The organism is Murimonas intestini, from assembly GCF_024622195.1.
In the GTDB taxonomy this organism is placed as follows: domain Bacteria; phylum Bacillota; class Clostridia; order Lachnospirales; family Lachnospiraceae; genus Murimonas; species Murimonas intestini.
Window position 1 is genome coordinate 40,622 of the sequence record NZ_JANKBI010000015.1, and the last position, 10,707, is coordinate 51,328.

The following is a 10,707-nucleotide window of genomic DNA, read 5'->3' on the forward strand; positions in this document are numbered from 1 at the left end:
GTAAGAATAGGAGAAAGGATTTCCGGCCGGGGATCAGACAATGGCAAGCTTAAGTGTTTCGTGACAAGTTCTGAGCGTATCTCTGTCTTCCGCAGAAAGTGAATTGTCTGTAACTAACTGGTGAATATCATCCAGGGAAGCAAAACGGTAAAAGGCGATACAGTCAAATTTTGAGCTGTCGATCAGCATATTTACTTCTGAAGCCGACCGTATCATTGCCTGTTTTACTTCTGCCTGTTCAATGCTGGGGGTGGAAAAACCGGCCTCAAAAGAAAAGGCGTTGGAGGCCAGAAATGCTTTATCTACGTTAAAAGGCTCCATCATTTTAACGGCCAGGGAACCGGCAGTACAGTTAAAGCCTCTTCGCAGCGGACCACCCAGTACTATCACGTTTGCGTCCGAATTCTGTTCCAGGTAGATGGCGATTGTAATATCGTTTGTGATCACAGTCAGGCCATGCTTGGATGGAAGCAGTTTAGCCAGTTCAAGAGTAGTTGTTCCGGTATCAAGGGCAATGGTGTCACTGTTTTCTATGAGCTGTATGGCATATTCTGCAATCCGCTTTTTTTCCTCGCTCTTTTGGGAGAGCTTTAAATCTGAAGTGGGCTCGTAGGCAGCTTTGCTCAGGTTAACTGCACCGCCATGTGTACGTTTTAAGACTCCTTCACTGTCCAGAATGCGCAGATCCGTCCGTATAGTGGCGGGAGAGACATTAAAGAGCTCACAGAGCTCAGGCACAAGTACTTTGTTTTGTCTTTCAAGAAGCTCCAGAATCTCCTTTCTTCTTTCCTCAGCAAAGAGAGGATGTGACAAGTTTTCCATAATTACCTCCGGTTATATTTAACTCATACAGTTTATTGTTATTTACAATTATAGAATATTTTGGAAAAAGCGTCAACGCTTATAAAACAAACAAAATGATATAAAACGATAGAAAATAAGCGGATAAGAAAAGCATATATCTGTTATTATGCTTGTTTAATACAAATAGTATACTGCTCAATATAAAAATAAAAACAAACAATAAAAACGGAAAGAAAGGAGCATAAATGACAATAAAAGAAAGAAAAACGAAAAATAAAAGAGATAAAATAAAAGTATGCCTGATCGGTGCAGGAAGAGCAGGTATGATACATGCCAGAAATTTTACCGCCAGTATCCCTGATGCAGAGATAGCCGGTGTATCAGACACGGACGGGACAGAGGCCCAGAGGGCGGCGGCAGAACTGGGAGCGGCATACTGGTATGAAGATTATTCTGAAGCGATAATGAAGTGCAATGCGGATGCAGTTGTAATTGCCACACCTACAAAATACCACTGCGAAATAGCCATTATGGCGGCTGCTCATGGAATGCATATTTTCTGTGAAAAACCTATGGCCATGAATGAGGAGGAGTGTGAGCGGATGTTCCGGGCCGCGGAGGAAAATGGGGTAATACTCCAGGTAGGCTTTATGAGAAGGTTTGACGCCGGTTTTGTTAAAGCGAAAAAGATGGTAGATGAAGGTGAAATTGGGGATGTGGTTATGATTAAGTCTCTTACAAGAGGGCCCAGCACACCTCATGAATGGATGTATGATATTAAGAAGAGCAATGGGCCTCTTGCGGAAGTGAACAGCCATGACATTGACACACTGCGCTGGTTTTCCGGGAGTGAGCCGGAGCGGATATATGCGGTGGGCGGCAATTTCAGATGCAGGGATGCGGCAGAGCAGTATCCCGACTTTTACGATACTGTATTATTGAATATAAAAATGAAAAATGGTGTGATCGGGTGTATAGAAGGGGCCCAGGGAGTAGGTTACGGATATGATGCCAGGCTGGAAGTGCTGGGGACCAGGGGTGTGATAAAAGTGGGCAGCCTGAAGGAGGACACAGTAATTTCATGCAGCGCAGGCAGCGGTATCCACAGCGATGCTGTAAAGAGCTGGAGAAATCTTTTTGAGCAGGCTTATCTGGAGGAAGACAAGTTTTTTATCCAATGTATACAAAATGGCAGCAAACCGGCTCCCGACGGCAGGGATGGCAAAATGGCAGTTGCTGTAGTGAGGGCAGGAAATGAATCTATAAATACTGGGAAGGTGATAAAGCTTGTTATGTAAAACAACCACAAATATATTGTGAAGCGCCGGGTGCTGGGAAAAGGAGGGAAGGTATGCTGAGTGCAAAGCTGTTTGGGGAAAACGATATCCGTATGGTGGAGTGTGAGATTCCGCGGATAGGAGAGAATGAGATTCTTGTTAAAACATGTGCAGCCGCCATATGCGGTTCAGATCTCAGAATGATACAAAACGGCTATATGGGGGTAGATGAAGATCATCCGCTGACATTGGGTCATGAGATCAGCGGAGTGATTGTGGGTGTGGGCAAGGCAGTCAAAAATTACAGGCCCGGCATGCGTGTATTCATAGCTCCTAATTTTGGATGCGGGGAATGCAAAAGCTGCCGGGAAGGAGATTATCATCTCTGCGGAGAATATGAGGCCTTCGGTATCAATACTGACGGGGGGTTTGCTGAGTACATAAGAGTGCCGGATAAGGCAGTACGCCAGGGGTGCGTGATTCTTTTAAAAGACAGCATATCCATGGAAGAGGCAGCTGTATTTGAACCGGCAGCATGTGTATTGAACGGTCAGGAGAGGGCAGGCATTAAAAAGGGAGATAACATTCTGATCTTCGGAGCGGGGCCTATCGGAGTCCTTCATGCGCTGCTTGCAAAGGCCCAGGGAGCCGGTATGGTCTTTTTAAGCGATCTGTCCGGGGAGAGGCTGGAAAAAGGAAAAGCTGTTGCCCCGTTTGTCATAACCGGAGGGCCGGAAAAAATAAAAGATACTGTTATGAGCATGACGGGAGGCAGAGGAGTGGATGTGTGCATCACCGCCTGTGCCTCTAAAGAAGTACAGGAAAATTCATTTGATTTTATGGATATCAAAGGAAGGATTCTGTTTTTTGGCGGGCTGCCCCAGGGAAAAGACTGTATACAGCTGCATTCCAACATACTCCATTACAGAGAGCTGAAGGTCTGCGGGTCCACCAGGTGTAATGCAGGACAGTGCAGAAAGATCGCACACATGGCGGAGGATGGAAGCCTTGATCTGAGAGGGCTGATTACAAGGGAATTTGAACTTGGCAGATTTTTGGAGGCAGTAGAATATGCAGAGAGCGGTCAGGGACTGAAGACACTGATCAGGTTCTGAACATGTGACAGCTGCAGGGGCACGGAAAGGGGCACGGAAATGCCTGGCCCGCAGGAAACTGGAGCAGCAGGATAATAAGGAGAAGAAAGCAGAATGGAAAAAATCAAATATATGGTAATCGGTTATGGATGGAGAGCGGATTTCTATATCAGGGCGGCTCAGATGCTGCCCGACAGGCTGGAAGCCGTATCCAGAGTAGTGCGGACAAGTGAGAGGGCGGGCGAACTCAGAAAGCGGGGAGAGGCGGCATTCGCATCTATTGAGGAGGCGTTAAAGGCGGGTCCGGATTTCGCAGTGCTCTGTGTCCCGAGAGAAGCGGCGGAAGAGTATCTTGGGCAGCTGGCTAGGCTTCAGGTGCCGGTACTGTGCGAGACACCTCCTGCAGCTGATACGGAGGGCTTAAATCAGCTGTGGCATATGGCGGAGAGGACAAAAATGAAAATCCAGGTGGCTGAGCAGTATATTTTCTGGCCTGTGTATGCAGCTATCAGGGAGATAATTAGCAGGGGAATCATCGGAAAAACCTCTATGGCCATGCTTTCAGCAGTACATGATTATCACGCAGTAAATCTTTTCAGAAATTTTTTGGGACTTGGTTTTGAAAACTGCAGAATCCATGGGGAATCTTTGAAAACATCATTTGTAAAGACGGAGGACAGGGGCGGATTTGATTATGACGGAACTGTCATTGATACAAAAAGGGCTCTGGCCACCCTGGAATTTGAAAATGGCAGAACATGTATATATGATTTCATGGGAGAGCAGTATAATTCAGTTATCCGTACAAGGAGGCTGAATATACAGGGAACGCGCGGTGAGATAAATGATTTAACAGTCAGATACCTGAACGGCCATAATGAGGGGATGGAAGAAAATATCCGCAGGGTTGACAGAGGAATCTGCGGCAATGCAGGGTGGCATCATCTCGGCATGCAGTTTCAGGGGGAATATGTATATAAAAATCCTTTCGGAGATGTAAGGATGAACGATGATGAAACCGCAGTGGCAGAGTGCCTCATAAAAATGAAGGAATATCTGGATACAGGCAGGGAATCTTTGAGCCTCAGGGATGCTCTGCAGGATACTTATCTTTCCTTTGCCATGGAGACGTGCATATCAAAAGGCAGCACTGAGATGACAAGATCTCAGGACTGGGTGTAGGAGGAATTTATGGAGGAATTCAGGATAACAAGGCAGCAGCTCTGCAGCATGATCGATCACACAAACCTGAAGCCATATGCAGTCAGGGAGGATTTTGAAAAGCTGTGCCGGGAGGCCAGAGAAAATAATTTTGCCATGGTGGCCATCAATCCGGCGCCGGTCAGGCTGTGCAGGGAATTGCTGGCCGGAAGCGGTGTACATGTAGGCGCTGCGGTCAGCTTCCCGCTTGGACAGGATACTCTCGCCGCAAAGATATTTTGTGCTGAAGATGCAGTAAAAAACGGGGCGGATGAGATTGATTATGTGCTAAATATTGGGGAGCTTAAAGCAGGAAACTGGGATTACATAGAAAAAGAAATGAGAGAAATGACATCTCTGTGCAAAAGCTTCAATGTGATTTTGAAGGTCATATTTGAAATCTGTTATCTCACCGGAGAGGAAATCAAAATGGCTGCAGGTATGGCAAAGAAGGTGGGACCGGATTATATTAAGACGAGTACCGGGCTTGGCTGTTCTGGGGCAGATGCGCATATTGTGCGGATCATGAAGGAAGCATCGGGAGAGGATGTGAAAGTAAAGGCCGCAGGAGGGATTAGGGACTGGCAGACATGCCGGGAGATGCTTATGGCAGGTGCATGCCGGATAGGCACCAGCAGCTCCCTTAAGATACTGGAAGAATTTGAGATGGAAAATAAATGAAGGGGAGGATGAGCAGGATGGAATGGTGGAAGGATGCAGTAGTTTATCAGGTTTATCCAAAAAGCTTTAAGGACAGCAGCGGAGACGGGATAGGAGATATTAACGGAATTACAGAAAAGCTGCCATATATCCGGGAACTGGGAGCGGATGTTGTATGGCTGTCTCCAATCTATGATTCCCCTCAGGATGACAACGGTTACGATATCAGAGACTATTATAAATTGTTAAAAGAGGCCGGAACCATGGAGGATTTTGACAGGATGCTTTCAAGAGCTCATGGGCTTGGGCTTAGAATCATTATGGATCTAGTTGTGAACCATACCTCGGATGAGCATGTCTGGTTTCAGGAGAGCAAAAAGTCAAAAGACAATCCATACAGGGATTATTATATATGGAAAGAGGGGAAAAGGCAGAACACCAGGGAGGGATTAGATACCAGTAAAGAACAGGCCTGGGGGGATGAACCAAATAACTGGGGCTCCTGCTACTCGGGAAGTGCATGGGAATGGGACAGCACCACAAAAGAATACTACCTGCATCTCTTTTCCCGGAAGCAGCCTGATTTAAACTGGGAAAACGTTCTGGTGCGGGAAGAGATATATAAAATGATGAGGTGGTGGCTGGATAAAGGGATCGATGGATTCAGGATGGACGTTATCAGTCTGATCTCAAAGCTGCCGGGGTACCCTGACGGTGAAGCAGGAGAGAGCGGGTATACTTCATTTGAAGTCACGGCAAATGGTCCCTGTGTCCATGAGTATCTGAAGGAAATGAACAGGAAGGTGCTGAGCCTTTATGATGTGATGACAGTAGGCGAGTGCAGCGGAGTGACTCTGGAAGAAGCATGGAAATATGCAGGGGCTGAAGAAGGAGAATTAAACATGATTTTCCAGTTCGAGCTTATGGAACTCGACTGCGAGAATGGCATAAAGTGGGACCTGAAGCCTCTTGATTTTATTAGAATGAAGAAGATCTTTGAAAAATGGCAGACAGGGATGTATGGAAAGGCCTGGAACAGCCTCTTCTGGAATAACCACGACCAGCCCAGGGTCGTATCCAGATGGGGAAATGACAGCGGAGAATACAGAGAACTGTCGGCAAAAATGCTGGCTTCCATTCTTTACGGAATGCAGGGTACACCCTTTATCTATCAGGGGGAAGAACTGGGAATGACAAATCCGGGGCTTTCTATTGAAGAGTGCAGAGATATTGAGACTCTCAGGATGTATCAGGAAAGACTGGAGGCGGGGTGCAGCAGAGCAGAAATTATGCGGTCTGTACATGCAAAATGCAGGGACAATGCCCGGACACCTATGCAGTGGGATGATTCACCAAATGCGGGTTTCTCAACCGGAGATCCGTGGATGCCTGTGAATCCGGATTACAAAACTATAAATGCCGGTGCCCAGCTTCAGGATGAAGACTCGGTATTTCATTATTACAAAAAGCTTATAAGATTACGGAAAACCTATGATGTATTCAGGGATGGAAGATTCACGATGGAGTATAAAGAAGATCCTGACATTATATGGTACACAAGGACGGGGGAGAAGGAAAGCCTGCGGGTGATCTGTAATTTTCATGAGCTTACAAGAGCGATAAAGCTGCCTGATAATGAGGAATGGGGAGAACTGCTGATTTGCAACTATCCAGAAATCAGAAAAGAAACAGAGCTTAGACCATATGAGGCCAGAATGTACCTTGTATGAAGCAAATGAAAGAGGAGGAGAAAAATGGCACATATTGAAATTACGACGAAAAACCCCACCCCACCTCCTGATTGGCTGAAGAATGCCATCATCTATGAGATTAATCCGCGGACCTTTACTTCACCGGATGGAGAAGGTGCCGGCTCAGGAAGCGGTACCTTCAGTAGTACTATAGGAAAGCTGGACTATCTGAAGGAGCTGGGAATTAATACAGTATGGCTGGCAGGCTGCACTGAGGGCAGCAGTCATTTTTCTGAATTCTGGACTGTCTATGCCATGCGGGATCCAAGAAAAGTAGATCCTGCCCTTGGGACAGACGAGGCTCTGAAGGAGCTTATCAGGGAAGCTCACAAGAGGGAGATACGCATAATTGGAGAAGCAGTGACACATGGAGTGACACTGGACAGCCCGCTGCTTGCGGAACATCCGGGCTGGTTCAGAGGCGGAGAATGGGGAATGGCGGACTTTGACTATGCAAATCCCGAATTCAAAAAATGGTGGGTCGACCTGTGGGTAGAAACTACAGTCAAATATGGATTTGACGGGTACAGGCTGGACGGACCAAACGGTGTTTCGCCCTTTGAGGACGTGATGGGCATTTGGGATGACATTGCCTGGGAATGCAGAAGGAGAGGGCATGAGATAGCGGTGATAGGAGAAAACAGCCGTTATCATATCAGGCAGTGTGACAGGGATGATTTTTCACATAATATGGCAGGCGAATTCTCAGAAGAGCCAGGGTATGCCACAATGCAGATTAGCTGCCATGATGAGGGGATCAATATGGGCAGCGGGAATTATTATGCGCTCAGAGGCAGCAGATTTAAATTCGGTTACAGTGCTGTATTTGGATATAATATCCCATTATTTATGTCAGGTGAGGAATTTGATTCCGGGGTGCATTTCGTGAGCAGTTTAAAGAAAAAGATCTATGAAGGCTTTGAAAAGAGCCGGGAGATTGATTTCTACGATTCCAATCCTGACTCAGAGTCAGGCGGCTGGCTGCTTGGCAGCCGCATCGTATGGGATGAGATAAAGGAACACGGACACAGAGAAATGCTGGACGACTGCAGACAGATATTAAGGATCCGGAATGAAAACCAGGACATCCTTCACTATAACAGAAAAGAGACAAACATCCTTCCAGCAAAGTGTATTCCCAAAAGCGGGTCAATACCTTATATTCGGTATATTGAGGGACAAGCGGCTATCCTGGTCATGGGGAATGAGGGCATTGCTGACAGGGATTTTATTGTGCAGATACCTCTTGAGGAGATAGGGTTTGGACCGGAGGCATCTTATCAGGTCCGCGATTTATGGAGCGGGGAGTGCAGGACAGTAGAAGGGAAGTATATGGGATGCCTGCGGGTGAGTGTGCCGGGAGATTATAAAGCAGGGGGAGGAGTAAGAGCATACAGGATAGAGAGAGCGGACTGACGGCCTGCTCTTTTTGTTACTGTTTATTCCGTGATCAGTAACACGCTCCGTGATGCACAGCTATTTTACTTTTGCAGAAAATTTGCTATAATAATCTAAAGATGCCAGAGTCAAAAACTTTTGCATATGCCAGGTTAGTGGCGTACATCGGGGAGGAGGGATTTTATGATAATCGTACCTATATATGACATGATGATTCTGCCGGGAGTGACATTCTATTTTAAAAGTGAAATATTACAGAGACCTGATATTGCAGAGATAAAAAAGGATGAGGACATTTTGTTCATAGTCCAGAAATCCGACAAAGAGAGAGGGGGAATGACGGCTGATGATTTTTATCCTGTCGGCATATCAGGAAAGGTTGATAACATTGATTCAGAGGGCAATATTTCAATTAAAGCTAATGAGAGAGTGGAGATATGTGATATAGAGGTTTCTGAACAGGTGATTGAGGCCTCAGCCAGCTCTCTGGAGGATAAAGAGGATATTACACCGGAAGAAGTTGGCCAGAAATTTGAAAAGATCAAGTCCTCACTTTTGAAGTTTGTACAGGGATTCCAGTGGGGAGTCTGGGCCAGGAGCTTTATACTGCACTGGAGGAGCCTGGATGAGGTAGCATGTGCACTTTCAGGGTATTTGACTATTTCTTCAGAAGAGAAATATGCCATTATGGAGACAGGCTCCAAAAAAGAACGTTATGAGAAAATAGAGGCGGCTGTTTATGAATTCATGGCAGTATCCAAGATCAGCAGAGAGGCGGAGGATGCCCAGGAAGAGACAAATGAGCAGGCTTACCGTGAGATGGCTATTAAGAAACAGATAGAGATACTGCAGAGGCAGCTGGATGAAATGCACCCTGAGAATATATCTGATGTGCGCAGGTTTGAGAGCAAGCTGAATGAATCAGGTATGAATGAAGAAGCGCGCAGGGAAGCCGATAAGGTACTTAACCGTATGAAGCAGGAAGGCAAGGACGGCCATGAATACGGGATGCTGTATGACTATCTGGATTTTTTGACAAGCCTGTCCTGGCAGACACATGAGGATGATAATGTGGATCTTCTGGAGGCTGAGCGTATACTTGATGAGGACCACTATGGGCTAAAGAAAGTAAAGGAGCGCATTATACAGCAGATGGCGGTGATGATCCTGAATAAAAAGCAGGCCGGCTCTATCCTGCTTTTTGTGGGGCCTCCGGGAACAGGAAAAACCAGCATAGGCCAGAGCATAGCCCGTGCGCTCCACCGGGGCTATGTCAGGATCAGCCTGGGAGGCATCAGGGATGAGGCTGAGATACGCGGGCACAGGAGGACTTATATAGGGGCCATGCCGGGCAGGATCATGGAGGGCATGAAACGCAGCGGAGTGATGAATCCTGTAATGGTATTGGACGAGGTGGACAAACTGGCAAAGGACTATGGGGGCGACCCGGCCAGCGCGCTGCTGGAAGTGCTTGATCCGGAGCAGAATTCCAACTTTACGGACCACTATATGAATGTGCCGTATGATCTGTCAAAGGTCCTGTTTGTGTGCACGGCAAATACAACGGATACGATTCCAGAGCCTCTTCTTAACAGGATGGAAGTCATTCAGTTCCCTGGATATACAGCCCTGGAAAAATTTCAGATAGCCAGAAAACATCTGATTCCAAAGGCAATGCTGAGCATGGGGATAAAGGCCAGAAATTTAAATATCACAGACGGTGCGCTCAGAAAAATAATTGACGATTACACGATGGAGTCCGGTGTCAGAGGATTAAAGAAGCAGATAGATACATTGTGCAGATCGGCAGCGGTAAAGCTTGTAAAAGAAGAGCAGAAGAGTATCACAGTAAGCGAAAAGAGAGTTGCGGAATTTCTTGGAAGAAATGTCCTGCATCATGAAGGAATACTGGAGGAGAAGATTCCGGGGGTAGTGACCGGACTGGCGTGGACGTCAGCAGGCGGTGAGATCCTCTTTATAGAGACTTCTCTTACAAAAGGTTCGGGAAAGATACAGATAACGGGCCAGCTGGGAGAGGTGATGAAGGAATCAGCTCAGATAGCCATCACCCTTGTAAAAGCTCTCTATCCTGAGGAAGCAGAAAAACTGAATACGAATGATCTGCATATACATGTCCCGGCTGGGGCTGTGCCCAAGGATGGCCCGTCAGCAGGCATCACGCTTCTGACTGCCATTGCCTCCCTGATAACGGGAAGGGGAGTTGACCCCGAATACGCAATGACGGGGGAGATATCCCTCAGGGGCAGGATAATGCCCATAGGCGGCCTGCCGGAGAAGCTTCTGGCCGCGCAGCGCGCTGGCATAACAATGGTCTTTATACCGGAAGATAATATAGATGACCTGGAAGAGGTGGCGGAAGAGGTAAAAGGGAAGCTGCAGATCCTGCCGGTGAAAAAAGTGACGGATGTACTGAAGACTGTGTTAACATCGTAGATATGCAGGCACCACCTCCTGAAAACAGAATACAATAAAACTATACGCATATTTTCAGGAGGAATTATA

Annotated in this window: 8 protein-coding genes; 7 read left to right on the plus strand and 1 reads right to left on the minus strand. The window is 46.8% G+C overall.

Annotated features, from left to right (window positions below; translation table 11 throughout):
- Positions 1–33: 33 nt before the first annotated feature.
- Positions 34–822: a DeoR/GlpR family DNA-binding transcription regulator gene (locus NSB28_RS18345; RefSeq protein ID WP_257497885.1), complete on the minus strand. Its 789-nt coding sequence runs from the start codon at positions 820–822 to the stop codon at positions 34–36.
- Between the two features lie 227 nt (positions 823–1,049).
- Between NSB28_RS18345 and NSB28_RS18350 the strand changes: the two genes are divergently transcribed.
- The 7 genes from NSB28_RS18350 (at position 1,050) to lon (ending at position 10,638) form a co-directional block, all read left to right on the plus strand.
- Positions 1,050–2,102: a Gfo/Idh/MocA family oxidoreductase gene (locus tag NSB28_RS18350; protein ID WP_109748066.1), complete on the plus strand. Its 1,053-nt coding sequence runs from the start codon at positions 1,050–1,052 to the stop codon at positions 2,100–2,102.
- Positions 2,103–2,155: 53 nt separating this feature from the next.
- A complete protein-coding gene (locus NSB28_RS18355; protein WP_109748067.1) occupies positions 2,156–3,196 on the plus strand; it encodes an alcohol dehydrogenase catalytic domain-containing protein in 1,041 nt (346 codons plus the stop codon).
- Between the two features lie 93 nt (positions 3,197–3,289).
- Entirely contained in the window at positions 3,290–4,357 is a 1,068-nt protein-coding gene (locus tag NSB28_RS18360; protein ID WP_109748068.1) for a Gfo/Idh/MocA family protein, read from the plus strand.
- A 9-nt stretch (positions 4,358–4,366) separates the two neighbouring features.
- Complete coding sequence (gene deoC, locus NSB28_RS18365) at positions 4,367–5,056, plus strand: deoxyribose-phosphate aldolase (RefSeq protein WP_109748069.1); 690 nt, start codon at positions 4,367–4,369, stop codon at positions 5,054–5,056.
- Between the two features lie 17 nt (positions 5,057–5,073).
- The gene (locus NSB28_RS18370) at positions 5,074–6,765 is read left to right on the plus strand and encodes an alpha-glucosidase (RefSeq protein ID WP_257497884.1); all 1,692 of its coding nucleotides are present in this window, start codon (positions 5,074–5,076) and stop codon (positions 6,763–6,765) included.
- A gap of 24 nt (positions 6,766–6,789) precedes the next feature.
- The gene (locus NSB28_RS18375; RefSeq protein WP_109748070.1) at positions 6,790–8,202 is read left to right on the plus strand and encodes an alpha-galactosidase; all 1,413 of its coding nucleotides are present in this window, start codon (positions 6,790–6,792) and stop codon (positions 8,200–8,202) included.
- Positions 8,203–8,367: 165 nt separating this feature from the next.
- The gene (gene lon / locus NSB28_RS18380) at positions 8,368–10,638 is read left to right on the plus strand and encodes an endopeptidase La (protein ID WP_109748071.1); all 2,271 of its coding nucleotides are present in this window, start codon (positions 8,368–8,370) and stop codon (positions 10,636–10,638) included.
- Positions 10,639–10,707: the final 69 nt, after the last annotated feature.

Bases quoted from the DNA above. Each gene is read 5' to 3' on its own strand.
- NSB28_RS18355 (WP_109748067.1), top strand. From the start codon at position 2,156: ATGCTGAGTGCAAAGCTGTTTGGGGAAAACGATATCCGTATGGTGGAG.
- deoC (WP_109748069.1), top strand. From the start codon at position 4,367: ATGGAGGAATTCAGGATAACAAGGCAGCAGCTCTGCAGCATGATCGAT.
- lon (WP_109748071.1), top strand. From the start codon at position 8,368: ATGATAATCGTACCTATATATGACATGATGATTCTGCCGGGAGTGACA.
- NSB28_RS18345 (WP_257497885.1), bottom strand. From the start codon at position 822: ATGGAAAACTTGTCACATCCTCTCTTTGCTGAGGAAAGAAGAAAGGAG.
- NSB28_RS18370 (WP_257497884.1), top strand. From the start codon at position 5,074: ATGGAATGGTGGAAGGATGCAGTAGTTTATCAGGTTTATCCAAAAAGC.
- NSB28_RS18350 (WP_109748066.1), top strand. From the start codon at position 1,050: ATGACAATAAAAGAAAGAAAAACGAAAAATAAAAGAGATAAAATAAAA.
- NSB28_RS18375 (WP_109748070.1), top strand. From the start codon at position 6,790: ATGGCACATATTGAAATTACGACGAAAAACCCCACCCCACCTCCTGAT.
- NSB28_RS18360 (WP_109748068.1), top strand. From the start codon at position 3,290: ATGGAAAAAATCAAATATATGGTAATCGGTTATGGATGGAGAGCGGAT.